The 25,296-nt window shown below is 65.9% G+C and carries 22 protein-coding genes and 1 pseudogene; 8 read left to right on the top strand and 15 right to left on the bottom strand.

Going from position 1 to position 25,296, the window contains the following annotated elements:
* The 4 genes from BACI348_RS04905 to BACI348_RS04890 all read left to right on the top strand — a co-directional run bounded on the left by BACI348_RS04905 (position 1) and on the right by BACI348_RS04890 (position 4,472).
* On the top strand, positions 1–1,647 hold the full coding sequence (locus BACI348_RS04905) for a DNA repair helicase XPB (protein WP_159824205.1): 1,647 nt from the start codon (positions 1–3) through the stop codon (positions 1,645–1,647).
* 112 nt (positions 1,648–1,759) lie between these two features.
* Positions 1,760–2,470: a response regulator transcription factor gene (locus BACI348_RS04900; protein ID WP_159824204.1), complete on the top strand. Its 711-nt coding sequence runs from the start codon at positions 1,760–1,762 to the stop codon at positions 2,468–2,470.
* Positions 2,471–2,472: 2 nt separating this feature from the next.
* Positions 2,473–4,014: a sensor histidine kinase gene (locus BACI348_RS04895; protein ID WP_201298375.1), complete on the top strand. Its 1,542-nt coding sequence runs from the start codon at positions 2,473–2,475 to the stop codon at positions 4,012–4,014.
* Between the two features lie 170 nt (positions 4,015–4,184).
* Positions 4,185–4,472, top strand: coding sequence for a WXG100 family type VII secretion target (locus BACI348_RS04890; protein ID WP_159824203.1), 288 nt, complete (start codon positions 4,185–4,187; stop codon positions 4,470–4,472).
* Between the two features lie 33 nt (positions 4,473–4,505).
* Here BACI348_RS04890 and BACI348_RS04885 read toward each other — a convergent pair whose 3' ends face one another.
* Positions 4,506–5,585 (bottom strand): ribonuclease HI family protein, encoded by a 1,080-nt coding sequence (locus BACI348_RS04885; protein ID WP_159824202.1) that lies wholly within the window; start codon positions 5,583–5,585, stop codon positions 4,506–4,508.
* A gap of 273 nt (positions 5,586–5,858) precedes the next feature.
* Between BACI348_RS04885 and BACI348_RS04880 the strand changes: the two genes are divergently transcribed.
* Positions 5,859–7,169, top strand: a complete 1,311-nt coding sequence (locus BACI348_RS04880; RefSeq protein ID WP_159824201.1) for an ABC transporter substrate-binding protein — start codon at positions 5,859–5,861, stop codon at positions 7,167–7,169.
* 151 nt (positions 7,170–7,320) lie between these two features.
* Here the strand turns inward: BACI348_RS04880 and groL are convergent, their stop codons facing one another.
* From groL to BACI348_RS04855, 5 genes are all read right to left on the bottom strand, one after another.
* Complete coding sequence (groL, locus tag BACI348_RS04875; RefSeq protein WP_091417205.1) at positions 7,321–8,949, bottom strand: chaperonin GroEL; 1,629 nt, start codon at positions 8,947–8,949, stop codon at positions 7,321–7,323.
* 281 nt (positions 8,950–9,230) lie between these two features.
* Entirely contained in the window at positions 9,231–10,505 is a 1,275-nt protein-coding gene (locus BACI348_RS04870; protein WP_236557427.1) for an ABC transporter substrate-binding protein, read from the bottom strand.
* Positions 10,502–10,708 (bottom strand): cold-shock protein, encoded by a 207-nt coding sequence (locus tag BACI348_RS04865; RefSeq protein ID WP_159824200.1) that lies wholly within the window; start codon positions 10,706–10,708, stop codon positions 10,502–10,504. Before BACI348_RS04865 ends, BACI348_RS04870 begins: the two co-directional genes overlap by 4 nt.
* 192 nt (positions 10,709–10,900) lie before the next feature.
* Entirely contained in the window at positions 10,901–11,539 is a 639-nt protein-coding gene (locus tag BACI348_RS04860; RefSeq protein WP_159824199.1) for a LytR C-terminal domain-containing protein, read from the bottom strand.
* Positions 11,540–11,589: 50 nt separating this feature from the next.
* On the bottom strand, positions 11,590–11,919 hold the full coding sequence (locus tag BACI348_RS04855) for a DUF3263 domain-containing protein (protein ID WP_159824198.1): 330 nt from the start codon (positions 11,917–11,919) through the stop codon (positions 11,590–11,592).
* A gap of 126 nt (positions 11,920–12,045) precedes the next feature.
* Here BACI348_RS04855 and BACI348_RS04850 point away from each other — a divergent pair, with 126 nt between their 5' ends.
* Together BACI348_RS04850 and BACI348_RS04845 are read left to right on the top strand one after the other, a co-directional pair.
* Positions 12,046–12,816, top strand: coding sequence for a uracil-DNA glycosylase (locus BACI348_RS04850; protein ID WP_159824197.1), 771 nt, complete (start codon positions 12,046–12,048; stop codon positions 12,814–12,816).
* 14 nt (positions 12,817–12,830) lie between these two features.
* Entirely contained in the window at positions 12,831–13,670 is an 840-nt protein-coding gene (locus tag BACI348_RS04845) for a siderophore-interacting protein (protein ID WP_159824196.1), read from the top strand.
* A 29-nt stretch (positions 13,671–13,699) separates the two neighbouring features.
* Here BACI348_RS04845 and BACI348_RS04840 read toward each other — a convergent pair whose 3' ends face one another.
* The 3 genes from BACI348_RS04840 to BACI348_RS04830 all read right to left on the bottom strand — a co-directional run bounded on the left by BACI348_RS04840 (position 13,700) and on the right by BACI348_RS04830 (position 17,784).
* The gene (locus BACI348_RS04840) at positions 13,700–15,187 is read right to left on the bottom strand and encodes a threonine/serine exporter family protein (RefSeq protein ID WP_159824195.1); all 1,488 of its coding nucleotides are present in this window, start codon (positions 15,185–15,187) and stop codon (positions 13,700–13,702) included.
* A 37-nt stretch (positions 15,188–15,224) separates the two neighbouring features.
* Positions 15,225–16,541, bottom strand: coding sequence for a peptidoglycan bridge formation glycyltransferase FemA/FemB family protein (locus tag BACI348_RS04835; RefSeq protein ID WP_159824194.1), 1,317 nt, complete (start codon positions 16,539–16,541; stop codon positions 15,225–15,227).
* 109 nt (positions 16,542–16,650) lie between these two features.
* Positions 16,651–17,784, bottom strand: coding sequence for a lipid II:glycine glycyltransferase FemX (locus tag BACI348_RS04830; protein ID WP_159824193.1), 1,134 nt, complete (start codon positions 17,782–17,784; stop codon positions 16,651–16,653).
* 125 nt (positions 17,785–17,909) lie between these two features.
* On the opposite strand from BACI348_RS04830, the gene BACI348_RS04825 reads away from it, so the two are divergent.
* Positions 17,910–18,455 (top strand): TspO/MBR family protein, encoded by a 546-nt coding sequence (locus tag BACI348_RS04825; protein WP_159824192.1) that lies wholly within the window; start codon positions 17,910–17,912, stop codon positions 18,453–18,455.
* A 28-nt stretch (positions 18,456–18,483) separates the two neighbouring features.
* Here the strand turns inward: BACI348_RS04825 and BACI348_RS21070 are convergent, their stop codons facing one another.
* From BACI348_RS21070 to gcvP, 6 genes and pseudogenes are all read right to left on the bottom strand, one after another.
* Positions 18,484–18,567 (bottom strand): hypothetical protein, encoded by an 84-nt coding sequence (locus BACI348_RS21070; protein WP_268892376.1) that lies wholly within the window; start codon positions 18,565–18,567, stop codon positions 18,484–18,486.
* Between the two features lie 40 nt (positions 18,568–18,607).
* Positions 18,608–19,760: pseudogene (locus tag BACI348_RS04815) on the bottom strand (L-serine ammonia-lyase); the annotation flags it as partial.
* Between the two features lies 1 nt (position 19,761).
* On the bottom strand, positions 19,762–20,275 hold a 514-nt coding region (locus BACI348_RS20600; protein ID WP_328699913.1), incomplete at its 3' end, for a serine dehydratase beta chain.
* A 138-nt stretch (positions 20,276–20,413) separates the two neighbouring features.
* Positions 20,414–20,797, bottom strand: a complete 384-nt coding sequence (gcvH, locus tag BACI348_RS04810; protein ID WP_159824190.1) for a glycine cleavage system protein GcvH — start codon at positions 20,795–20,797, stop codon at positions 20,414–20,416.
* 389 nt (positions 20,798–21,186) lie between these two features.
* On the bottom strand, positions 21,187–22,335 hold the full coding sequence (gene gcvT / locus BACI348_RS04805) for a glycine cleavage system aminomethyltransferase GcvT (RefSeq protein WP_159824189.1): 1,149 nt from the start codon (positions 22,333–22,335) through the stop codon (positions 21,187–21,189).
* 55 nt (positions 22,336–22,390) lie between these two features.
* Positions 22,391–25,195: an aminomethyl-transferring glycine dehydrogenase gene (gene gcvP, locus BACI348_RS04800; RefSeq protein ID WP_236557671.1), complete on the bottom strand. Its 2,805-nt coding sequence runs from the start codon at positions 25,193–25,195 to the stop codon at positions 22,391–22,393.
* Between the last annotated feature and the right edge of the window lie 101 nt (positions 25,196–25,296).

Here is a 25,296-nt window from a genome sequence, read left to right as displayed (position 1 = left end):
GTGAACGACGGACCCCTGATAGTCCAGAGCGACAAAACCATCCTCCTCGAGGTGGACCACGAGCTCGCCACCGAAGCCCGGCACGCCATTGCGCCCTTCGCCGAACTGGAACGCGCGCCCGAGCATGTCCACAGCTACCGGCTGACGCCGCTGGGACTGTGGAATGCGCGCGCAGCCGGGCTGGACGCCGAACGGGTCCTGGACACGCTGCTGAAATACTCACGGTTCCCGGTGCCGCATTCGCTGCTGATCGACGTCGAGGAGACGATGTCCCGGTACGGCCGGCTGCGCCTGGAAAAGGACCCGCAGCACGGGCTGGTGATGCGCACCGACGACTATCCGGTGCTTGAGGAAGTGATCCGTTCCAAGAAGATCCAGCCGCTCCTCGGCCCGCGGATTGATGGCGAAACCGTGGTGGTGCATGCCTCCCAGCGCGGGCAGCTTAAGCAGCTCCTGCTCAAGATCGGCTGGCCTGCCGAGGACCTGGCCGGTTACGTGGACGGCACCCCGCACCTCATCGCGCTGAACGAGGATGGCTGGAAGCTGCGGCCGTACCAGCAGATGGCCAGCGACAACTTCTGGGCCGGCGGCAGCGGAGTAGTGGTCCTTCCGTGCGGGGCCGGTAAAACCCTGGTGGGTGCCGCGGCCATGGCCACCGGCTCAACTACCACCTTGATCCTGGTCACCAACACCGTTGCGGCCCGGCAATGGAAGGACGAGCTGCTCAAACGCACGTCACTCACCGAGGATGAGATCGGCGAATACTCGGGAGCCCTCAAGGAAGTACGTCCCGTCACCATTGCCACGTACCAGGTGCTCACCACCAAGCGCGGCGGGCTGTACCCGCACCTGGAGCTGGTGGACGGGCACGACTGGGGCCTGATCATCTACGACGAAGTCCACCTGCTGCCAGCGCCGATTTTCCGGATGACAGCTGACCTGCAGGCCAGGCGCCGTCTGGGCCTCACCGCAACGCTGGTGCGCGAGGACGGCCGGGAGGGCGAGGTCTTCAGCCTGATTGGACCGAAGCGGTACGACGCCCCGTGGAAGGACATCGAGTCCCAGGGCTACATCGCCCCTGCCGACTGTGTAGAGGTCCGGGTGGACCTGCCGCGGGATGAGCGGGTTGCCTACGCCATGGCTGACGACGCGGACAAATACAGGCTCTGCGCCACGTCCGAGTCCAAGACACAGGTGGTGGAGCAGCTGGTGGCCCGGCACAGCGGGGAACAGCTGCTGGTCATCGGCCAGTACATCGACCAGCTGGACGAGCTCGGCGAACGCCTCCAGGCCCCGGTCATCAAGGGCGACACCACCGTGAAGGTGCGCCAGAAACTCTTTGATGCCTTCCGGGCCGGGGAAATTCAGACGCTTGTGGTCTCGAAGGTGGCAAACTTCTCTATCGACTTGCCGGAGGCGTCGGTTGCGATCCAGGTGTCGGGGTCCTTCGGGTCCCGTCAGGAGGAGGCGCAGCGGCTTGGCCGGCTGCTGCGGCCCAAGAAGGACGGCCGGGCAGCCCGGTTCTACTCACTCGTGGCCCGGGACACGCTGGACCAGGACTTCGCCGCGAAGCGCCAGCGCTTCCTCGCCGAACAGGGTTACGCCTACCGGATCATGGACGCCAAGGACGTGGAAACGGCGGAGTAGTCTGCACGTTGGCCGGCAGTGCCGTCTGGGGGCCCGCCGTCCACGGCCGGTTCACAACGGGCTTCCAACAGATATCCAGACAACTCCCAGAGTCTGGGAGCATGATGGGAACATGAACAAGAACGGCCCTGAAGCGAAGCTCCTCGTGGTGGATGACGAACCCAACATCCGCGAGCTGCTTTCCACCTCCCTGCGGTTCGCTGGATTCGACGTGGTCTCCGCAGCCAACGGACGCGAAGCCCTCGCCGCTGCGGACCTGCACGCACCGGACCTCGCCGTCCTGGACGTGATGCTCCCGGACATGGACGGGTTCACCGTTACCCGCCGTCTGCGCGCTTCCGGCAAGCACTTCCCCGTCCTGTTCCTGACGGCCAAGGACGACACCGAGGACAAGGTCACCGGCCTCACTGTAGGCGGCGACGACTACGTCACCAAACCCTTCAGCCTGGACGAAGTTGTAGCCAGGATCCGCGCCGTCCTGCGCCGGACCCAGCCCTTGCTCGACGACGACGCCGTGATCCGCGTCGATGACCTGGAACTCGACGACGACGCCCACGAAGTGCGCCGCGGCGGCACCGTCATCGAGCTCTCCCCCACCGAATTCAAGCTGCTCCGCTACCTCATGCTCAACCCGAACCGGGTGCTGTCCAAGTCGCAGATCCTGGACCATGTGTGGGAGTACAACTTCAATGGGGATGCCTCCATCGTGGAGTCCTACATCTCCTACCTCCGCCGGAAGGTGGACATCGATCCTGAAGCTCCTGCCCTGATCCAGACCAAGCGCGGTGTGGGTTACGTGCTTCGAACGGCAGAAAAGCGCTGACCTTGCTGCAGCGTTGGAAGTCGGCCTCCCTCAGGACGCAACTGGTGGCCATGATCATGGCCCTGCTCATCGTTGCCCTGACAGTGACCGGAGCGGGCACCCTGACCCTCCTGTACAGCTACCTGCAGGGCCAGGTGGACGACAAGCTGCACGCCGCCGTTGAGCTGGCCGGGAAGCAGCGCTCGTTCACGCAGCTCCAGGCCCCGAACCCGACCGTTCCCACCGACTATTCGCTGATACTTTTTGCGCCCGGCCAGGATCCGGTTCCGTTTGGCGGGGACCCCGTAAACCATCCGGACATCAGCTCCATTACCGTTGAGCAGGCCCAGTCGCGCGGCGGTGTCCCGTACCAGGTCAGGGGGACCGACGGGGAGAACTGGCGGGTTGTTGCGGTGACGGTCCAGACCAACCAGACCACGGCGGTGGTGGTCATTGGGTTGTCGCTGCAGGGTGTGGATGATGTGTTGAAGCACGCCACGCTCGTGGTAACCGGAGTCGGGCTGCTGACGCTGCTGCTGGCGTCCCTGATCGCCAGCTGGACGGTGTCCCGTGCCTTCCGGCCGCTGGCCCGGGTAGAGAAAACGGCGGCCGCGATCGCTGCCGGAGACCTCTCCCGCCGTGTGGAGGTGGAGAACCCCGGCACCGAGCTCGGCCGGCTGAGCAGTTCGCTGAACGCCATGCTGGCGCACATCGAAACGGCCTTCGCCGCCCGCACGGCCTCGGAGGCGAGGATGCGCCGGTTCGCTGCCGACGCCTCGCATGAACTGCGGACCCCGCTGGTGACCATCCGCGGTTTCTCCGAGTTGTACCGGCACGGCGCCCTGGCCACCGACGAGGACGTCGCCACGGCCATGGGAAGGATCGAAAGCGAAGCCAAGCGCATGGGCTCCATGGTGGAGGACCTGCTGCTGCTGGCCCGCCTTGACGAGCAACGGCCCCTGCAGCAAAAGCCCGTGGACCTGCAGCTGATCGCCCACGATGCCGTGGTGGATACGCAGGCCAGTTCGCGTTCGCGGGTCATTTCGCTGGTGGGGCTCGACGGCGGCTCCGCGGCTCCCGCGCCCGCCCTGGGCGACGAGGCCAAACTCCGGCAGGTGGTGGGCAACCTGGTGGGCAACGCCCTCCGTTACACCCCGGAGAACACCCCCATCGAACTAGCTGTCGGCGTTCGCCGTTCAGAGGACGGGCGCCAGCGGTCCGTCGTTGAAGTCCGCGACCACGGGCCGGGCATCTCCGAGGAAGATGCCTCCAAGGTTTTCGAACGCTTCTACCGCGCGGACACGTCCCGCACGCGTGAGACCGGCGGCAGCGGCCTGGGCCTGGCCATTGTGGCAGCCATCGTGGGATCCCATGGCGGTTCCGTGCGGGTGCAGAATACCGACGGCGGCGGGGCCACCCTGGTGGTCAGCCTTCCGCAGCGCGAAGACGCGCCGGGCAGCGCCGCGTCAGGGCGAGACACGTCAGATGCGGGCGGCTCCCGGGCAGCTGCAACGGAGACGTTCGAAACCGAGGATCTGGGGACTTTCCCCCGGCAGACCGCATAGGGGCCGCCGCGGGGGGACCGTTGTATCGGGACCGCCGCGCCTTTGCCTCGTTATCCACATAGCGGCCAGGGTCCATCGCATGCGGGCGGCCGCTTTCCTAAGCTCGTTGCAGAAGTCCGGACCAGCCGGGCACGGGAGCACACGCTGCCCCTACAGCGAAAGGCACTGCCATGAGCATCATCTCCGTCGACACCGAACTCCTGCAGCTCAAGTCGGCCAACGTCCAGGCCACCGTGGACAGGATCAGCGCAGACGTCCAGGCCATGAAACGGGGACTGGACGAGCTCCAGGGCTCCTGGCGCGGCTCCGCGGCCACCAACTTCCAAGCCCTCGTCACGGAATGGACCATCACCCAGGGGCGGGTGGAAGCATCGCTCGCTTCGATCAACATGGCCCTGGCCTCGGCGGCTACCACCTACGCCCAGGCAGAGCAAGGAAACACCCAGCGGTTCAGCTAGGCCGGCCGGACCCGGGCACGCCGTGCGCCTCTGTCAGGCTTCCGGAGTGCCTTGATGGAACCGAAGCCGCCAGCGGTCACCGTCGAGCACCCACAGTGAGCTCCGGAGTGTTGTACCCGAGCGGGCGAAGCTCCGGTACGTCAACAGGACTGCATTGGGGCCAACACGGTCCGCGCCGAGGATCTCGATATCGGTCCGCTCGCCCGGGTCCTCTTCCAGGGCCATCATCATGGCATCCCGGGTCCAGACCCGTCCCGAACTGCCGATCTCGAGGAAGTCGGGGTGCAGGAGGACGGCCGTCCGGCCGATATCGCCGCGGACCAGGGGGCCCAGCAGTTCCCGTTCCAGCTCCTCCACCAGCGCTTCGGGAGCCGCAGTTTGGGCCTGGCCGGTCGCGCCAGCCAGATCAAAGGCCGCGTCATCCAGCTGGGCGAAGTCCAACTGGGCAAAGTCCTGCCCGGCAAAGTCCAACTGGTCCTGGTCCTGCCGTGGCAGTTGCTGCTGGTGGCTGGTGCTCGGCTGATCAGCGTTCTGCTGTGCCAGTTCCTGCTGGTTGAAGAGGTCAGGTTCTCCGGGCGCTGCGGGAGGCTGGACCGGCGCCGAGGAGGCACCGCCCGCGCGGGCCCCCGGGGCGGACAGGTGGTGGGCGCCGGGAAAGCCGGGGCCAGAACGGGCAGCAACACCTTGCTGATAGGCAGTGGCAGCAGCCCGGGCGCGGTCGTCCGCGGCTTCGTTCAGGTGGTGCCCGGCATGCCCCTTGACCCATTCGAACCGGTATTTCCGCCCGGCGAGTTCGCGGTCCAGTTCCTTGAGCAGCTCAACATTCAGCACGGGCTTGCCGTCGGCCTTCCGCCAGCCCTTGCGCTTCCAGCCCGGCATCCACTTGGTAATGGAGTTGATGACGTACTGGCTGTCACAGAGGATGTGCAGGTCCTCTCCGGGAAGGTGCGCAGTAGCCCGGAAAAGATCGAGGACGGCCATCAGCTCGCCCTGGTTGTTGGTGCCGTGCGGCCAGCCGCCGGCGCGCCAGCAGTCGTCATTCACATACCAGGCCCAGCCGGCCGGGCCTGGGTTTCCCAATGCCGAACCGTCGGCCGCTGCAGTAATCGTCACCGGTCCATCCTGCCAGAAGACACCGACAAAGAGGGGGTCCGCGGCCCTTCCCCAACGCCGCCCTGCAGCCGCCTACAGGAGCTGGCGCACCCGGGCAGCCGAAAAGAGGAAGTATCGGAAAGCGTTTACCGAAAATCCCTTGACGCGGCCGTGTGGTCGCAGGCACAATCCTTGTCATACGAGAAAGCGCTTTCTAAGAATCGGGAAGGCGGGCACCGAGGCCCGTTGCCGGCACGGGAAAAGCGTGATCACCAGAACAAGGAAGGCACATCAATGACGATTCCATCCGGCAGGCGGAGGAAGTTCCAGCTCGGCGCAGTGGCTGTCGCCCTTTCCCTCCTCACTACGGGCTGTGGCACCTCCGGCGGCTCCGGCAACAGCGACGAAGTCACTCTGCGGTTTGCGTGGTGGGGAAACGAATACCTCAACTCCCAGACCGAAAAGGTCATCGACGCTTTTGAAGCGGAACACCCCAACATCAAGATCGAATCCGAGCCCGGCGAATGGGCCGGCTACTGGGACAAACTCGCTACCAAGACCGCCGCGAACGATGCGCCTGACGTCATTCAGATGGACCAGAAGTACATCGCCGAGTACGGCGGACGCGGAGCCCTCCTCGACCTGTCAAAGCAGGACGGAATCGATACCTCCAAGCTCGACAAGGAAGGGTTGGCGTCGGGCCAGTACGACGGCGCCCAGTACGGTCTGAGCACCGGCCAGAACGCCTATGTGGTGATGGCCAACACCAAGGTGTTCGAGGCTGCCAACGTTCCCCTCCCCGATGACACCAAGTGGACCTGGGATGACTTCATGGCCACGGCGTCCAGGATCAGTGCGGCGGGTGACGGCAAGAACTACGGGGCCGCCTACGGCACCAACGAAGCGGACCTGATCATCTGGCTGCGGCAGCACGGCGAAAACCTCTATTCAGCGGACGGCAAGCTGGACTTCGACACGTCCACGGCCGCCGCTTTCTGGGAACGCCTGAAGGAACAGCGCGACTCGAAGGCCAGCCCGCCCGCAAGCGTCGCTACCGAAGATTCCGGCGCGGGCCTCGAAGAAAGCCTCTTCGGCACCAACCGGGTGGGGATGGCCTGGTGGTGGACAAACCAGCTCGGCTCCCTTGAGGCCACTACCGGCAGCAACATCAAGATGCTCCGCGCACCCGGCATGGACGGCTCCGCGGCAACAAACGGCATGTACTACAAGCCCACCATGTTCTGGTCCGCTTCCTCCCGCTCAAAGCACCCCGCAGCCGCAGCCACCTTCATCAACTACCTGGCCAACAGCCCAGCGGCCGGGGCGATCCTGATGACAGACCGCGGCGTGCCCACCAATGCGGAGATCGTGGAGAGCATCACCCCGTCCTTGAAGCCGGCGGACACCACAGTGGTCGGCTTCCTGAAGGACATCGCCCCTGACATGGAGGGAGCACCGCCGGTCCCGCCCGTAGGTGCCGGCAGCGTGCAGAACGTGATCAAGCGGTACACCGATGAGGTCCTGTATGACAGACTCACCCCGCAGGCAGCCGCTGACGCGTTCAAGAAGGAAGTCGAAGGGATGCTCGCCGGCGCCAGGAAGTAGCCCCTTGGAGTTTCTGTCCACCTAAAGCCGGCTTCCGGCGCCCTAACGCTGCATATCCGGACAACACTCCCAGGAGGACAAACAAATGCGGCCCCCTCACAAGAGGGGGCCGCATTTATGTCTTCGCGGGACCAGGCCCGGCAGGAAAGGGCTAGAAGCCGCCCATGCCGCCCATGTCGTCGCCGCCGCCAACCGGAGCAGCGTTCTTCTCCGGCTTGTCAGCCACAACTGCCTCGGTGGTGAGGAAGAGGCCGGCAATGGAGGCCGCGTTCTGCAGGGCAGAGCGGGTCACCTTGACGGGGTCGTTCACGCCGGCAGCCAGCAGGTCGACGTATTCGCCGGTTGCTGCGTTCAGGCCGTGGCCTGCGGGCAGGCCGCGGACCTTGTCCACCACAACGCCCGGCTCCAGGCCGGCGTTGAAGGCGATCTGCTTCAGCGGAGCGTCGATGGCAACGCGGACGATGTTCGCACCCGTTGCTTCGTCGCCGGACAGCTGCAGGTTGGCGAATGCCTTGGCACCGGCCTGGATGAGGGCCACGCCGCCACCGGCGACGATGCCTTCTTCAACAGCAGCCTTCGCGTTGCGCACTGCGTCTTCGATGCGGTGCTTGCGCTCCTTGAGCTCAACCTCGGTTGCGGCACCGGCCTTGATGACTGCAACGCCACCGGCCAGCTTGGCCAGGCGCTCCTGCAGCTTCTCGCGGTCGTAGTCCGAATCGGAGTTCTCGATCTCGGCGCGGATCTGGGCCACGCGGCCGGCGATCTGGTCCGCGTCGCCGGCACCTTCGACGATGGTGGTCTCGTCCTTGGTAACAACAACCTTGCGTGCCTTGCCCAGGAGCTCCAGGCCGGCGTTCTCCAGCTTGAGGCCAACTTCCTCGGAGATGACCTGGCCGCCGGTGAGGACGGCGATGTCGGCGAGCTGGGCCTTGCGGCGGTCACCGAAGCCCGGAGCCTTGACGGCAACGGACTTGAAGGTGCCGCGGATCTTGTTGACGATCAGGGTGGCCAGGGCCTCGCCCTCGATGTCCTCGGCGATGATCAGCAGCGGCTTGTTGGACTGCATGACCTTTTCCAGGACAGCAACCAGTTCCTTGACGTTGGAGATCTTAGAGTTGACGATCAGGATGTACGGATCCTCGAGGACCGTTTCCTGGCGCTCAGCGTCGGTGACGAAGTAGGCGGAGATGTAGCCCTTGTCGAAGCGCATGCCTTCGGTGAGCTCAAGCTCCAGGCCGAAGGTGTTGGACTCCTCGACCGTGATGACGCCTTCCTTGCCCACCTTGTCCAGGGCTTCGGCGATGAGGGCACCGATTTCCTCGTCACCGGCGGAGATGGACGCCGTAGCGGCGATCTCTTCCTTGGTTTCGATTTCCTTGGCGGAGTTCAGCAGTTCGGCGGTGACGGCCTCAACGGCCTTCTCGATGCCGCGCTTGAGGGACAGCGGGTCGGCGCCGGCAGCAACGTTGCGCAGGCCTTCCTTCACCAGTGCCTGTGCCAGCACGGTTGCCGTGGTGGTACCGTCGCCGGCGACGTCGTCCGTCTTCTTGGCAACTTCCTTGACCAGCTCGGCGCCGATCTTCTCGTAAGGATCGTCCAGCTCGATCTCCTTGGCGATGGATACACCATCGTTGGTGATCGTGGGGGCGCCCCACTTCTTTTCGAGGACGACGTTGCGTCCACGCGGGCCGAGGGTGACCTTAACGGCGTCGGCGAGGATGTTCAGGCCCCGCTCAAGGCCGCGGCGTGCCTCTTCATCAAATGCAATGATCTTGGCCATAACGGCAATAGTCCTTTCGGGACAGTCGTTAAGAATGAACCTTCGCTGCAGTGCCCGCGACGGACGATCCTTCGCCGTTGGCCTCTGTATGCCTCGGGGTGCGGATCTCACTCCAGTTAGGTGTTTCTTCGCTCCTTGACCGGTGCAGCGCTCCGCAGGCCGGAACCAGCTTTGCTTTAGCAGTCGGTACGTCAGAGTGCTAAATCAATAATTAGCACTCCCCACGTGAGAGTGCAAGCGAACGGAGCCCTATAGTCACCAGGTTCAGCCGTTGGCGAAGCTCAGCCTGCGGCCCGCCCGGCGGTCTCCACGCGGCTGACCGAAGGATTGTTATCGGCTCCGTACGTGTAGACGGTGAACGTGGCAGAGGTGATGTCCCCGTTGCCGTCGAAGGCAAGCGGGCCCGACTCGCCGTCGTAATTGATGTCAGGGCCAGACATCAGCGCTGCCCGGCAGTCCTTGTAGGTGGTGCAGGCTTCGGCTGCCCCGGTGGACCCTTCCCCCGCTCCCCCGGAAACCGCGATCAGGTTGGCCGCGATGGAGCGGCCGGCGTCATCCTGTGCACGGGCGGCGGCCAGCGCAGCAACGGTCACCGCATCATAGGCCTCGGCGGCAAACGATACGTCCTTCAGGCCCGGGTCCACCGTCAGAAGCCTGGCCTGGAAGTCAGCGTCGGGAAGCGCCCCGGGAACCAGCGCCCGGGCGCCGTCGAGAAACTTGGCCGGCAGCCGGGAACCGTAGCGCGCGAAGGCACCGTCGCTGAGGAGGACCTTCTTCCCCGCAACACCGGCCTTGCCCAACTCGGCCAGGGCACCCTGCGTGCCGTCCCGGGCGATAACAATAACGGCGTCCGCGTGGGCTTTGTTCACGGCGGCTGCCGCGACCGCCGCATCACCCGCTGTGAACCCGGCAGTGGCGGCCACTTCCAATCCGGACTGTTCAGCAGAGCTGGCGACGGCGGCTGCCAGGTCTGTGCCGTAGGAGCCCTCCTGATGCATCACCGCGACGGTGGCGGCTCCGGCGTCCCGGGCGAGCTTCACGAGGACCGGGCCCTGCGCGACGTCGGCCGCTGCGGTCCGGAAGTAATAGCCGCCGCTGCGGGCCGCACTCAACCCGGCGGCAGTATTGGCGGGCGAAATAAGCGTGGTCCGGGCGCGGGAGAGGACGTCGATGGCTGCGGCCGCATGGCTGGAATCGGTGGGGCCGATGACAACGTCTGCCTTGGCGGCGACAAGCGCCTGAGCCTGGCCGGCGGTGTCCAGCCCCGTGTCGGTGGGGAGGAGTTCCACGCGTTTGCCCTTAAGCCCGCCGGCGGCGTTGATCTCCTGCACGGCGAGCTTGACGGCCGCCAGTTGCGGTGCGTTCAGGAAGGCGTTGCTGCCGGTGCTGTCGAGGATCAGCCCCACCTTCAGGGCGCCGTCCCCGGAAGCCTCCGCCCGTTCCACGCGGGCGTTGCCGGTGGAACCGGAGCACCCGGTGAGGGCCAGGGTTGTGCAGGCGGCAGCTGCCAGGAGCGTCCGGCGGATGCCCGCGGAACGGAGGAAGTCGTTGTTCACTCGGCAGGCCGGACGCTTTCGGCCTGCGGGCCCTTCTCGCCTTCGCCGACTTCCAGCTCCACGCGCTGGCCTTCGTCGAGGGCCCGGTACCCTTCACCCTGAATTGCGGACCAGTGGACAAAGACGTCATCGTCCGTGCCGTCGACGGTAATGAAGCCGTAGCCCTTTTCCGCGTTGAACCACTTGACGGTTCCCAGTGCCATGTCCGACCACTCTTTCCGTTGCGTCCGGGCGCCCGCGCCGCTGAGTGCCGGCTGGCCCCAACCGAACCTGAAATTCACTCTAGCCAATTCCGCTCGGCCGGGGCGTGGCGCCTGAGGGACGGCCTGCAATAGTTATTCAGGCGTAACAGCAGGCGTTCCCCGGCAGTCCGCCCCTGCGGGCGGGGTGGCTGTTTACCGGTAGCCGGGACCGAGCACCACAACCAGGGGCACCTGGAATTCGGTGCTGTTCACCAGGGTGGGGATGCCGAGGAGTTCGGCCAGGGCCTGGGCGCTGGCCAGTTGGCCTGCTCCTGAATAGAAGATGGTGGAGGTCTGCTGCGGCGCGCCGGCCCAGTTGCCCACCTGCCCCAGCATCCAGCCGTCGGCCTGGACGGTGCCGCCAACCCGGCCGGCCAGCCCGCCCATCCCGGTGGCGTTGTACACGGCCACGGCCTGCGCCTTGTTGATCCGTGCCGGGGAGATGGCAGTTGAGGCCGGTGCGGGTTCGGCCTCGGCACTGGCTTCGGGTGCAGTGGATGCTGAAGGCTGCGTTGTGGTGGAGGGAGTCGCATCGGGTGTTGCCGAAGGCGTGGAGCCCGTGGTTGCGAGCGGCGCGGCCTCCTGGCTGACGGACGCCTGGTTGCCGGCGGTGTTGAATGCCAGCTTGGGGAGGATCAGGAAGGAGACCAGTCCGATGGCGAGTGCGGCAATGCCCACTGCCAGGATCGGCCACAGCCGCACACTGGCGGGGGCGGAAGCCGTGCGGTGGACACCTTGCCGCGAAGCACTCTCCGGGACCTTGTCGAATTCATCGCGGGCGTATCTGGTCATGGTGGATGACATCCTTGTTGGTTTGCTGTTGAGGGAACAGCGGGAGCGTCTTACGCGCCGGACCCCAGGCGCCGGGCGGTGCGTGCACGGTGGCGCGACGTACGTAGTCTACGCAATCGCTTCACCAGCATGGGATCGTGGGCCAGTGCATCCTCGGTATCAATGAGGGCATTGAGCAGCTGATAGTAGTGCGTCGCGGAGAGGTCGAAAAGCTCCCGGATGGCCTGTTCCTTGGCGCCGGCGTACTTCCACCACTGCCGCTCCAGGGCAAGCATCTGCTGGTCCCGCTCACTCAGCGGCGAGTCACGGAGGGTAAAATCGGCCAGGAGCGAATGCCGTGGTTCCTGCTCCGGCAGGTGCTCCCGAGCTGGCTCCGCCACGGCACACTCCTTTTGCTGATTGCGAAAATGTCTGACCCCCATGCTACGGGCGAATAACACCAATGTCATTTGGAACCCGCAGGCGTCAGCAGGCCGGAAGCGGGGCGCCCCTGCAAGAATGGGACGGTGTTTGAATCAGATGCCTTGTTCGAACTGGCGCAGGAAACGGCGGATGCGGTCGGTTTCGCCGAACTGGCGCGCCTCCCCCTGGACGAGCTGATGGCACCGGACTGGGCCGCTGCCCTGGCCGGCGTGGAAAGCGAACTCCGCCAGGTGCTCACCTTCCTCGCGGGCGAAGTGGCAACCGGGCACCGGGTCCTGCCGTCGCCGTCGAACGTCCTGCGCGCATTCCGGCAGCCGCTCGCGGACGTCAAGGTGCTCATCGTCGGCCAGGACCCCTACCCCACACCGGGACACGCCGTCGGGCTCTCCTTTTCCGTCGATCCGCGCACGCGGCCCATCCCGCGGAGCCTCGCCAACATCTATCGGGAGTTGGAATCGGACCTGGGACTCCCTGCCCGGGTGCATGGCGACCTTTCCGCCTGGGCCGGCCAGGGCGTGCTGCTCCTGAACCGGGTCATGACCGTGCGGGCGGGTGCTGCCGGCTCCCACCGCGGAAAAGGCTGGGAGAAAATTACGGCGGCGGCCGTCACGGCCGTCGCTGCGCGCCGCCGTCGGGACGGGTCGCCGATGCCCTTGGTCGCCGTTCTGTGGGGAAAGGACGCGGAAGGCGTCCGGCCGCTCCTGTACGGCGCCCCCGCGGTGGCGAGCGCCCACCCCAGCCCGCTGTCCGCGTCCCGCGGATTCTTCGGTTCCCGCCCCTTCAGCCGCGTCAACGAACTCCTGCGCGCGCAGGGGGCGCCCGACGTAACCTGGGAGCTCCCGCCAGTCCCTTAGCTTAGGCTTGCCTTATGACCACGATCCCCGCCGCCACCAGCGCCACCAAAAAGAGCCGTCCACAGGTGAACCTCACCGTGCTCCGCAGGGAAGAACTGTCCCCGCACATGGTCCGGATTATTGCTGGCGGGGACGGCTTCGCGGACTTCACCACCAACGGCTTCGTGGACCGCTACGTCAAGCTGGTGTTTCCCCAGCCGGGCGTCGAGTACCCGTCCCCGCTGGATCTGTGGACCATCCGCGAAACCATGCCGCGGGAACAGTGGCCCTACACCCGCACCTACACCGTCCGCTGGGTGGATGTGGCCGCCCGCGAACTGGCCATCGATTTTGTGGTCCATGGCGACGAAGGCCTTGCCGGGCCCTGGGCGGCGAAGGCGCAGCCGGGCGACGCGCTGACGTTCACCGGCCCGGGCGGCGCCTACAATCCGGCACCCGACGCCGACTGGTACCTCTTCGCCGGCGACGAGGCAGCGCTGCCGGCCATCGCGGCGTCCATCGAGTCTCTGCCGCCGGAAGCCGCCGGCCTGGCGTTCCTGGAGGTGGATTCAGAGGCCGACATCCAGCCGATCGCGGCCCCTACCGGCGTGGAGGTCCGCTGGCTCACCCGCAAGGGCGTCCCTGCCGGCGAGAGTGGCCTCCTGGTCCAGGCAGTTGCGGATGCCCCATGGCCTGATGGCCGCGTGGACGTCTTCGCCCATGGCGAGCGGGGCTACATGAAGGCCCTGCGCGACGTCTTCTTCAAGCAGCGCGGCCTCGACCGCAAACAGGTTTCGCTCTCGGGCTACTGGGCCAAGGGCCGGGTGGAGGACGTGTTCCAGGCCGAGAAGAAGCTGCCGGTCGGCCAGATCTAGCCGGCGGCCGCAGGAGCCAGGGGCGGCGGTCAGCGGCGGCGGGCGCGGCGCCGCTCGTTGCTCGCCAGGCTTAGGGTCAGTGGCCGGGCCAGCGTGTCACCGAGGACAATCCCGCCCGCCGTGCCCAGGACTATTGCCCCGGCGTTGAGCATTCCGCCGGCCCCGAAGAGGATCTGCGTTTCCTCGATGGTGAGCACGTACATCGACCGGAAGATCGTCAGGCCAGGCAGCAGGATCAGTGCTGCCGGGACGGCCACCACAAGTTGCGGCGCTCCCATCCGCAGGGCGACCACCCGGGCCAGCAGTCCGATGACCACAGCGGCGAGGGCAGGCGAGAACCGGTCCCCGACCCCCAACTGGCTGGCGCCCAGCAGGACGAAGTAACCGGCCACCCCCACCCCGGCGGTGGGCAGCAGCAGCTTCCAGCTGGTCTGTTCCGTGACGCCGATGGCCATCACCGCCACGGCTACGAAGACCACCAGGACCCAGAGATCGTAGGCGGGCGGGAAGGTCTCGGTGACGTCGATGCGCTGCATTCCCGTCAGCTCCCCCACCACAAAGGCCACCGCGATGCCCGCCACGATGGCGCCGAAGGTCAGCAGCGTGGACAGGAAACGCCCGGCCGCGGTGACGGGGAATCCGTTGATGGCGTCCTGCACGGAGGAGACGAGGCGGCCTGTGGGCAGGAGCAGGAGGATTCCGCCCACCACTACGATGGCCGGCGAAGTGGTGAGCCCGAACTGCCAGAGCACCAGCGCCAGCTGTGTCACCACGAACGAGCAGCTGGCGGTGATGAAGAAGTCCGGCACCCGCCACCGGCCGAGTTGGCGGGCCAGCAGGCTGATGGCGATGTTGGCGACGAAGGCGATGGCGGAGGACACGGGGCCGCCACCCAGGACACCCACAAAGACCGCCGCGAACGTCCCGAAGGCCACCGTGACCATCCACCGCGGGAACGGCTTTGGACTGGTGATGGCCTCGTCCAGCCGGCGGATGGCCTCGTCGCGGCCTACTCCCCCGGCCACGATGTCCGTGACCAGCTGGTGGACTTTGGCAAGGCCGGCGTAGTTGTTCGTCCAGGAGCGCACCACACGGAGCAGCGCGATGGGCGTCTGGTCCTTCGGGGCATAGTTGATGCCCACGGACTGGTTGGTGATGTCCACTTCGATGTTCTTCAGGCCCAGCGCCGCGGTCACGGCAATGATGCTGGTTTCCACCTCGAGGGCGCCGGCGCCGTAGCGGAACATCGTTTCTGCCAGGTGCAGGGCGAAGTCGAGGGTTTTGCGGGCAGAGGTATCAACGCCGCCCACCTGGATCATGGGGTTGGCATAGGGGCTGCCCGTGAGCCGATCCACGATGCTCAGCGGTGCTGTGGGCGGGTTTTCGCCCTGCACCAGGCGCCGCAGCATTCTTTTGGCGGCGGCGTTCTGCCGCACCTGGGAGGGTGTCAGCGGCTCGGTCTTGGGCAGTCCGTCCGTATGTGGCCTGCGTCCGGGGTGTTCCCGCCGGTCAGTCATGGGTGCCTCCTCCCAGTGCGGTGCAATGAACAGTCTTTCAGGCGGAACGCCTTCGGGGCAGCTTGCCCAGAACCGTGCGTGCCGCGGCCACCGCGGCCCGGGCCAGGCGGTTGGCGTGGAAGACGGCTGGGCGGACCGGCGTCACGAAGTCGCCCACCAGCTGGACCACTTCCCCGCCGAAGCCCTTCTTGAATTCGTAGCCGCCGTGGCCTTCCTCGTCCTGCCCGGAGATGCCGAACGTTCCGTAGAAGTTGTACCGCGGGTAGCCCTTTTCCAGGGCATGCAACATCATGCCCCAGTACAGCGACGTGGCGCCGTTGAAGTAGATGTAGTCCTGTACGGTGCCGCCGATCACGCACACCACCTCGTCCCCGTAGCAGACGAAGTGGATGGCTGCCACAGTGGCGACGCCTACGGAGTCGGGGAAGCGTTCGATGTCCTTCAGGCTGCGCTCGTAGCTGTCCACGAGGTCCTGGACTACCTTGAGCCGGTTCGCTTTTTTCTTGCTGCCGGTCTCTTCCACCTCGCGGCGAAGCTCCGCAGCCGTGGCCGATTCCTCCGCCAGACGCTCGGTGATGGATTTCCGGTAGGCCGGAATGTCGATCTTGGCCATCATGAGTTTGGTGAACTCGGCGGAGGTGGTGCGGAGCAGGTGCTCGTAGTAGGCGCGTTCGCGGTAGACGAACCCCTTCTCGTCCCCGGCCCTGCTCAGCGCGCCATAGAAGTCGTCCAGGGTTTCCAGCGTGGCCTGTTCCAGGAACACACCGTTCTTCTCGGCTTTCCGGATGGCCTTGCGCGTCCGGTAGCTGGTGCCCATGATGAGTTCTTCGGCGTCCTTGATGCCTTCCAGGCCCTTGATGAACATCCAGTTCACGTTGACGAAGTTCATGTCCAGCCCCTGGTGCTGGAAGCCCAGCGACTCAAGCCTAGCCACCAGCGGCCGGTTGTCCTCCACCTCGGGGTGCTCTGCCCCGTCGGCATCGCGTGCGATGTATCTGACGTTGGGAGAAATGCGCAGCTCCGCGGCTTTCCGTTCGGCGGCGCGCCGGCTGAGGAGTCCGACGACGGCACCCACCAGTTCCGTGTCCGAATAGTCCATCAGGGGTCCCTTGGCGCATTCACACACCGTGTATCCCAGGCGGGTGGTGGTGTAGTTCAGTTTCCCGGCGGCGACCAGTCCGCCGTCGCGCTTGATGCCGAAGAGCTCCACCTGCTGCCCGCGGGCGCGCTGGAAACGGGCGAAGTCAACGGACTGGAGGAAGCTGTTGAGCGGGTGCTTGGCCGCAAAAGCCTCGAACTCTGATTCGCTGAGGATGGCGAATTCAAGGTCGGTGCCGGTGGTCACTGGATTCAAGGGATTTCCTTATTCACGTGTGGATGGCCTGGATGCAAGGCGCAGGATCAGGGACGGGTGTTCGGGCGCGGCCCGCGTGCAACCTGTGGTTCAGGGTGCCGGACGGCGGTCAGTAGAACTGCTGGCCGGTCCGCGCTGTTTCGATCCGGCGGAAGACCTTTTCGGCGCCGCTGACCCAAAGGCGGTGGCGGAGCGGAGCAAGGATGTAATCGTGGCAGCCCACAAAGTCGGTGACCGTTTTGGTGAAGCTGGTCTTGAACATGCCCATGCCGTACAGGTTGTGGGTCTTGTCCTTGATGCGGGCGGAGGGCGGGGTACCGCAGAAGTCGTATTCGGTGCACCCCAGTTCCTGCATCCGCCGGATGGCTGCCCACTGGACCAGGTGCGAATCGCCATACTGTTTGCGGTTCTGGGTGGAACCGCCATCCTTGTACGTCGCTTTGGCGCCGTAGTTGATGACGAAGGCGCCCACGCTGGGTTTGCCGTCCTCGTAGACGAAGAAGAAATTGCCCTGGCCGCGGTTGCAGAACTCGTCCCAGAACGCGGCGTAGTACTCATAGCTGCGCAGCGGCATGGATCCCTTGGCGTTGACGGTGTCAGCCATGAGGTCATAGAGCGCACGGTAGGTCTCGGCGCCGGGTTCTTTCCGGAGCACCTCGCAGCCTTCCCGCTCGGCGCGGCGGATGGCGTTGCGCGCCCGGGAGGAGATGGCCTTGAAGACGGCTTCCTCCGTGCCCGAGATGTCCAGCAGTGCGGTGGAGTCGTTGGATTGGATGTTGGGTGCCTTCACCAGGCCGGCGGCGGCCAGGTGGGCCTGGACATCGGCGGAGTCCACGATGTCGGGTTCGATCTTGATGGTGAAGACGTTGAGTCTCTTCTCCCGGACGAAGGCCGCGCAGGCTTCCAGTGCCGCCTTCAGGTCCCCGGCCGCTGCGAGGTCAGGGCCTTTGATGAGGTACCAGAGCCGGCCCAGGACCGGGAATTTCTTTTCCAGCACCAGGTTGTAGCTGGCAGCGGCGGGGCTTTCCAGCACCAGGAACCGGACTTTCCAGCCGGTGCCGTTCTTTACCGACGCATACGCGGCTGACTGCAGCATGTTGCCGCCGTTCGGGTTGGCCGTGACGTGCTTGTCCCAGTTTTCAATTTCCTCGGCTGTGGCAAAACGTGCGGTGAATTCTCGCAAAGGGGCCGTGTCCAATCGGGGGTTGTGCGCGGTTCTGTTCTCGTGGCTGCGTGCGGACATGCAACCACAAGTCTAAAGGCTGGCAGCGCCGCGGCGTTTCAGCAGGGCGGTCCGGAGCCCTCCTGCGCCGCCGGCGGCCGGCAGCTTGCCTTGACTGCCGCACGGGTCTTGGCGAGGGTTGGGTTATGCAGCCGTCACCCGGAGAGCTGAAGCCGGCCCGGAACCAAAACGCCGGACAGCCGGGCGTGGGCAGGCAGATCCTGGTGCTGGCGGCCTTCCTGGCTGCGTCGTTCCTCGTTGCGGGCCTGGGTTCCCTCGCCACGTTCAACAATGTGAACGGCTGGTACAGCACGGCGGACAAGGCGCCCTGGTCGCCGCCCAACTGGGTCTTCGGCCCTGTCTGGACTTTCCTGTACACGGCGATGGCCGTGGCAGCCTGGCTGGTCTGGCGGAAGCAGGGACCCGGTACCCCGCGCGCCTTGGCGGTTTACGGAGTCCAGCTTGCGCTGAACCTTGCCTGGACGCCGGTTTTCTTCGGGCTCTATCCCGCCATCGGCGCCGCTGCCCTGTATTTGGCGCAGGCAATCATCCTTGCCCTGATCGCCGCCGTCGCTGTGACCGTGCTGTCCTTCGGCCCCATCAGCCGCATGGCTGGCCTGCTCCTTTTGCCCTATGTGTCCTGGCTTGTGTTCGCCGCCACGTTGAACCTGTGGGCAGCGCTCAACAACTGACCCGCCGCGTCACTACATCAGGGGGACGCTAGCATTCGACGACGTTGACGGCGAGGCCGCCCATGGCCGTTTCCTTGTATTTGGAGCTCATGTCCTTGCCGGTTTCGCGCATGGTCACGATCACTTCATCGAGTGAGACCCGGTGCGAGCCGTCACCCCACAGCGACGACGTTGACGGCGAGGCCGCCCATGGCCGTTTCCTTGTATTTGGAGCTCATGTCCTTGCCGGTTTCGCGCATGGTCACGATCACTTCATCGAGTGAGACCCGGTGCGAGCCGTCACCCCACAGCGCCATCTTCGCGGCGTTGATCGCCTTCGCCGCAGCGATCGCGTTCCGCTCAATGCACGGCACCTGCACCAGCCCGCCGATCGGATCACAGGTCAGTCCCAGGTTGTGCTCCATCGCGATCTCCGCCGCGTTCTCCACCTGCGCCGGCGTACCGCCCATCACCTCGGCCAGGCCCGCGGCGGCCATCGACGACGCCGAGCCCACCTCGCCCTGGCAACCCACCTCAGCCCCGGAAATCGACGCCTGTTCCTTGTACAGCACCCCCACCGCGCCGGCGGCGAGCAGGAACTTCACCACCACATCATCCCGGTCCTCCTGGGAGGCGTTCTCCATCCCCGGCGCGAAGTGCAGCGCGTAATACAGCACCGCCGGAATGATCCCGGCCGCCCCGTTCGTCGGGGCGGTGACCACCCGGCCGCCGGAGGCGTTTTCCTCGTTCACCGCCAAGGCGATCAAGTTAACCCACTCCTGCCAATACTTCGGGTCATGGAAGTCCTGGCCCTCACCCTCCGGGTTCTCCGGTTCCAGCCGCGAACTTTCCTTCTTCAACCGCTCATACCAGTCAGGAGCACGACGCCGGACCTTCAGTCCCCCGGGCAGCACACCTTCGCGCTTCAGGCTGGTCTGAACGCAGCCCTCCATCACCGAGTAGATATGCAGCAGGCCCGCCCGGATTTCCTCGGGCGTACGGCTGTCCTCCTCGTTGATCCGCATCACGTCGCTGATCCCCAGCCCGGTTTCCCGGCAGTGATCCAGCAACTCGGCAGCGGTCCGGAACGGCAACGGCAGTTCCTTCTTGGACTCCTCAAGCTCCTGCTGCGCCGCCTCTTCTTCGCCTTCCCGCACGATGAAGCCCCCGCCCACCGAGAAGAACGTGGCGGTGTGCAGGATCTCGTCCTCGACGTCAAAGATGGTGAAGGTCATGCCGTTGGTGTGCCGCGGCAGCACGGTCAGCGGCCGCAGCACCATGTCCTTCACCCCGTACGGCAACGGCACGGCACCGGCAAGCTGAAGCNGTTCCTTCTTGGACTCCTCAAGCTCCTGCTGCGCGGCCTCTTCTTCGCCTTCCCGCACGATGAAGCCCCCGCCCACCGAGAAGAACGTGGCGGTGTGCAGGATCTCGTCCTCGACGTCAAAGATGGTGAAGGTCATGCCGTTGGTGTGCCGCGGCAGCACGGTCAGCGGCCGCAGCACCATGTCCTTCACCCCGTACGGCAACGGCACGGCACCGGCAAGCTGAAGCATGCCGGTCTCGGCGATCGACGCCAGGCGCTCCTCCACCTCCTCGGGCAGGATCACCTCCGGGTGGAAACCCTCCAGCCCCAGCAGGATCGCCGTCATGGTGCCGTGGCCATGCCCCGTCGCCGCGAGCGACCCGTAAAGGTCCACCCGTAACGACGCCACACGGTCCAGCGCGCCGGAGGAATTGAGCTCCTCGGCAAACACAGCTGCAGCCCGCATCGGCCCCACGGTATGAGAGCTTGAAGGCCCTATCCCGATGGAGAACAAATCAAAGACACCAACAGCCACGGATATTCCTAACTACACGTTCGGAGTTTTTGTCCAGGTCTGCCGGGATAAGCGCGCTCCAAGTCGGCACACCTGGACAAAAACTCGCAGGGGAGGCGGTCACCAAGGCGACTGAACCACGAGCGGCGGAGAAGCTTCCTAGAGGTCGCCGCCGTTCTTGGACGCGTATTCCTGTGCGGACAGCAGCGGCCCTTCGGACTCGGCAGCCACCTTGAACAGCCAGCCGGCTCCATAGGGATCGTTGTTGATCAGCGCGGGATCTTCCACAACTCCAGTATTGATCTCCACCACCTCGCCCGTCACGGGCGAGTACAGATCAGAAACTGACTTCGTGGATTCCACCTCGCCGCAGGTCTCCCCCGCCGTCACCGCGGCACCCACCTCGGGCAGGTCCACGTACACGATGTCACCCAGGGCCTCCGTAGCCACAGCGGAAATCCCGATCAAAACCAGGTTCCCCTCCTCCCGGGCCACCCACTCGTGCTCTTCGGAGTACTGCAGGTCAGCGGCAACTTTAGCCATGCGTTTTTCCTTTTGCTGTAGATCTTGTTGTTCTGAAACTTCGTGGGTGGGCTGGGCGTGAGGGGCCCCGGCATCCTCTGCATGCTGCTCGTTCCTCGCTTTGACGCATGCTGCCGGATGCCGCGGCCCCTCCCAACGTCAGGTTCCGCTTCGAGGCCCGCAGTTCTCCGAGAGGAAAACCACATGACCCAGAGTGGCGCAGGGTCCCAGACTCCGCGGAGCCCAACTAGACCTCAGCGCGACGCGACCCCGTATTTCGACGGGATTCATCCGCCTGAAAGAAGGGTGGTCGGGCTCCCTGGACGGGCCAAAGGTGACCACAGCCACGCACCCATGCACGCGTGGAAAGTCCGGTCCGGCGCGCCCGGACCGAGCCAGGGCCGGCGAAGCTACCGGGTCCGCTTGTAGAACGGGAGCTCGACGACTTCGAAGGGCTCTGCCTTGCCGCGCAGATCAACGTCCAGTGCCGTGCCGGGCTCTGCGAACTCGACGTCCACATAGGCCATGGCCACAGGGTAGCCAAGGGTGGGTGAGGGCTGGCCGGAGGTGACTTCGCCAACGGCGTTGCCGTCCTTGAGGACCGGATAGTGGGCGCGGCCGGCTCGGCGGCCCAAGCCCTTGAGCCCAACCAGCCTGCGCCCGGAGGTACTGCCGGCGCCGGCTTCCTTTTTGGCTGTCAGGGCTGCCTTCCCCACGAAGTCGCCTTCCTTGGACAGCGCGACGACGGGTCCCAGGCCTGCTGCCAAGGGGTCGCCCTGTAAGGACAGTTCGTTCCCGTAGAGTGGCATGCCCGCTTCAAGGCGGAGCGAATCGCGGGAGGCGAGGCCCGCGGGGGTCAGCTCCCCGTCGTCCGCGATGGCAACGAGTGCCTGCCAGAGGCCGGGGGCGTCGTAGTTCGATACAAAGATTTCGAACCCGTCCTCACCGGTGTAGCCGGTGCGGGCGAGCAACAGGTCCAGTCCGGCGCCGCCCACCAGGAACGGAACCTCGACGGCGGCGTAGTACTTCAGCTCCGTCACCAGGCTGTGCTTGACGGCCGGGACCAGGCGGAGCAGCAGCTCCTGCGCCCTGGGACCCTGGACGGCGATGAGCGACGTAGCTGCGGAGGCGTCGTCCACTTTCACGTCGAACCCGGAGGCGCGGCGAGACAGTTCGGCGGCCACCACGTCGGCGTTGCCGGCATTGGGGACCACCAGGAATACATCGGTGCCGTCGGAGGCTGCGGGACGACGATACGTGATGAGGTCGTCGATGATGCCGCCGTCCTCGTTGCAGATCAGCGAGTATTTCGCCTTACCCACCGGCACCGCGGAAATCTTGCCCACCAGCGCGTAGTCGAGGAAGGCCGCCGCATCCGGCCCGGTCACCCAGACCTCGCCCATGTGCGAGAGGTCGAACAGCCCGGCGTTCTTGCGGACGGCGTGGTGTTCGGCCAGTTCGGAGCTGTACTTCAGCGGCATCTGCCAGCCGCCGAAGTCGGTAAAGGAAGCACCCAGCTTCTTGTGCTCCTCATGGAGGGCGGTGTACTTGTCAGTCATCAGGAGTCCTTTAGGAAAGGGGTTTCGCTCCCCGAACGCTCAACCACGGGGCAGATCAGTTCTCGAACTCGGAAAGCGGCGGGCAGGAGCAGATCAGGTTACGGTCGCCGGCCGCGCCGTCGATCCGGCCCACGGGCGGGAAGTACTTGTCCTGCTTGAGCGACTTCACCGGGAACACCGCCTGCTCCCTCGGGTAGCTGCGGTCCCAGTCGCTGCTGATGGCGGCCGCGGCGGTGTGCGGGGCGTGGCGCAACGGACTGTCGGCCACGGAAAACTCGCCGTGTGCAACCTGGTCGATTTCGGCGCGGATGGAGATCATGGCCTCGATAAAGCGGTCGATCTCGCCGAGGTCCTCGGACTCGGTGGGCTCCACCATCAGGGTGCCTGCAACGGGGAACGCCAAGGTAGGGGCGTGGAAGCCATAGTCAATGAGGCGCTTGGCCACGTCCTCCGCGGTGACACCGGTCTTGGCGGTCAGCTCGCGCAGGTCCAGGATGCACTCATGCGCCACCAGCCCGCCTTCACCGGTGTACAGGACCGGGAAGAAGTCGTTCAGGCGGGCCGCGACGTAGTTCGCTGCCAGCAGCGCGGATTTGGTGGCCTCGGTGAGGCCCTGTCCGCCCATCAGCTTCACGTAAGCCCAGGAAATGGGCAGCACGCCGGCGGAGCCGTACTTTGATGCCGAGATGGGCACGTCGTTGCCTTCGGTCCAGGTGGCCGCGTTGCCGGGCATAAAGGGTGCCAGGTGGGCCTTGGCTGCAACAGGGCCGACGCCGGGTCCCCCGCCGCCGTGTGGAATGCAGAACGTCTTGTGCAGGTTCAGGTGCGAGACGTCGCCGCCGAACTTGCCCGGCTGCGCCAGGCCGACGAGGGCGTTCAGGTTGGCGCCGTCGATGTATACCTGGCCGCCGGCGGCGTGGATCGCGTCGCAGACTTCGCGCACGTCGGCGTCGTACACGCCGTGCGTGGACGGGTAGGTGATCATGATGCAGGACAGCGCGTCCTTGTTGGCCTCGATCTTGGCGTAAAGGTCGGTGTGGTCGATGGTGCCGTCCGGGGCAGTGGCCACCACCACAACCTTCATGCCGGCCAGCACTGCGGAGGCGGCGTTGGTGCCGTGCGCCGACGCCGGAATCAGGCAAACGTTGCGCTGCGCCTCGCCGCGGGAGTGGTGGTAGCCGCGGATGGCCAGCAGGCCGGCGAGCTCGCCCTGGGAGCCGGCGTTGGGCTGGATGGACACCTGGTCGTAGCCCGTGATTTCGGTCAGCTGTGCTTCCAGGTCCGCGATCAACTCGCGCCAGCCTTCGGTCTGGGAGTCCGGGGCGAACGGGTGGATCGAGGCGAACTCGGGCCAGGAGATCGCTTCCATCTCGGCCGTGGCGTTCAGCTTCATGGTGCAGGAACCGAGCGGGATCATAGTGCGGTCCAGGGCCAGGTCCCGGTCCGAGAGGCGGCGGATGTAGCGCAGCAGCTGCGTCTCGGAGCGGTGGGTGTTAAACACCGGGTGCTGCAGGAAGTCTGACGAACGCTCGACGGCGGAGTCCAGGGCAAGCGCGTCCGTCACCTCCGCGGGAGCGGCGCCAAAGGCGGCGAGGACGGCGTCGACGATTGCGGGCGTCGTTGTCTCATCGGTGGAGAAGCCCACGGTGTCGGCGTCGATGCTGCGCAGGTTGATGCCCTTGGCCTCGGCCGCGGCGACAATCCCGGCAGCCTTGCCCGGAACGGACACCGTGACGGTGTCGAAGAAGCTGCTGTGCAGCACGTCGAGGCCGGCAGCTTTGAGGGAGGCGGCGAGCGTCTTGGCGTGGGTGTGGGCGGACCGGGCGATCGCCTTCAGGCCTTCGGGTCCGTGGTACACCGCGTACATCGAGGCCACGATGGCCAGCAGCGCCTGGGCGGTGCAGATGTTGGACGTGGCCTTCTCGCGGCGGATGTGCTGCTCACGGGTCTGCAAGGCCAGGCGGTAGGCGGGGACACCGGCGTCGTCCTTGGAGACACCCACCAGGCGGCCAGGCATGGAGCGTTCCAGGCCCTTTTGCACGGCCATGTAGGCGGCGTGCGGGCCACCGTAGAACAGGGGGACACCAAAGCGCTGCGCGGAGCCAACGGCGATGTCAGCGCCCTGTTCACCCGGCGGGGTGATCAGGGTGAGAGCCAGGAGGTCGGCTGCCACCGTCACCAGGGCACCGCGGTCTTTGGCTTCAGCGATGACGGCGCTGTGGTCAAAGACCCGGCCGGAGGCGCCGGGCTGCTGGAGCACCACACCGTTGATGGTGCCGCCGGGCAGTCCCTTGGCCAGGTCGGCGATCTCAACCTCGAAGCCGAGGGCCTCGGCGCGTCCCTTGACGATGGCGATGGTCTGCGGCAGGCAGTCAGCGTCCAGCACGGTCTTGCCGTCCCGGGCGTCCTTGTTCTTGTTGGCGCGGCGCATCATCAGCACGGCCTCGGCCACGGCGGTGGCTTCGTCGAGGAGGGAGGCGTTGGCGATGGGCAGTCCCACCAGGTCCTGCACCATGGTCTGGAAGTTCAGCAGCGCCTCGAGCCGGCCCTGGGAAATCTCAGGCTGGTACGGGGTGTAGGCGGTGTACCAGGCCGGGCCTTCGAGGATGTTGCGGCGGATCACCGGCGGGGTCACCGTATCGTAGTAGCCCTGGCCGATCATCTGCACGGCGGTTTTGTTCTTCGCGGCCAGCCGGCGCAGTTCGGCGAGCGCCTCCACCTCGCTCAGTGCGCCTGCCAGTTCCAGCGCCGAATCCTGGCGGATGTCCTTGGGAACTGCGGTGTCAACCAGCGCGTCCACGGTGTCGTAGCCCACCGCCTTGAGCATGGTTTCGACGTCGGCCTGGCGGCGGGCGCCGATGTGCCGGTCAACGAAGGTGGCAGCCGGGGCGGGGGTGGGCGAAGTGCGAAGTGGTGGGGGCCGGGGAGGCGGAGGCCGGGATGGCGGAGGCCGGAGATACA

It is taken from the genome of Arthrobacter sp. 9AX (assembly GCF_902506095.1).
Classification (GTDB): Bacteria; Actinomycetota; Actinomycetes; order Actinomycetales; family Micrococcaceae; genus Arthrobacter.
Note: the sequence above shows the minus strand (reverse complement) of the source record. Positions and strands in the feature narration are given on the sequence as shown.

Excerpts from the sequence above, each read along its gene's own strand:
- BACI348_RS04900 (WP_159824204.1), top strand. The coding sequence starts at position 1,760 with ATGAACAAGAACGGCCCTGAAGCGAAGCTCCTCGTGGTGGATGACGAA.
- BACI348_RS04890 (WP_159824203.1), top strand. The coding sequence starts at position 4,185 with ATGAGCATCATCTCCGTCGACACCGAACTCCTGCAGCTCAAGTCGGCC.
- BACI348_RS04880 (WP_159824201.1), top strand. The coding sequence starts at position 5,859 with ATGACGATTCCATCCGGCAGGCGGAGGAAGTTCCAGCTCGGCGCAGTG.
- groL (WP_091417205.1), bottom strand. The coding sequence starts at position 8,949 with ATGGCCAAGATCATTGCATTTGATGAAGAGGCACGCCGCGGCCTTGAG.
- BACI348_RS04865 (WP_159824200.1), bottom strand. The coding sequence starts at position 10,708 with ATGGCACTGGGAACCGTCAAGTGGTTCAACGCGGAAAAGGGCTACGGC.
- BACI348_RS04860 (WP_159824199.1), bottom strand. The coding sequence starts at position 11,539 with ATGACCAGATACGCCCGCGATGAATTCGACAAGGTCCCGGAGAGTGCT.
- BACI348_RS04845 (WP_159824196.1), top strand. The coding sequence starts at position 12,831 with ATGACCACGATCCCCGCCGCCACCAGCGCCACCAAAAAGAGCCGTCCA.
- BACI348_RS04840 (WP_159824195.1), bottom strand. The coding sequence starts at position 15,187 with ATGACTGACCGGCGGGAACACCCCGGACGCAGGCCACATACGGACGGA.
- BACI348_RS04830 (WP_159824193.1), bottom strand. The coding sequence starts at position 17,784 with ATGTCCGCACGCAGCCACGAGAACAGAACCGCGCACAACCCCCGATTG.
- BACI348_RS04825 (WP_159824192.1), top strand. The coding sequence starts at position 17,910 with ATGCAGCCGTCACCCGGAGAGCTGAAGCCGGCCCGGAACCAAAACGCC.
- BACI348_RS21070 (WP_268892376.1), bottom strand. The coding sequence starts at position 18,567 with ATGCGCGAAACCGGCAAGGACATGAGCTCCAAATACAAGGAAACGGCC.
- gcvH (WP_159824190.1), bottom strand. The coding sequence starts at position 20,797 with ATGGCTAAAGTTGCCGCTGACCTGCAGTACTCCGAAGAGCACGAGTGG.
- gcvT (WP_159824189.1), bottom strand. The coding sequence starts at position 22,335 with ATGACTGACAAGTACACCGCCCTCCATGAGGAGCACAAGAAGCTGGGT.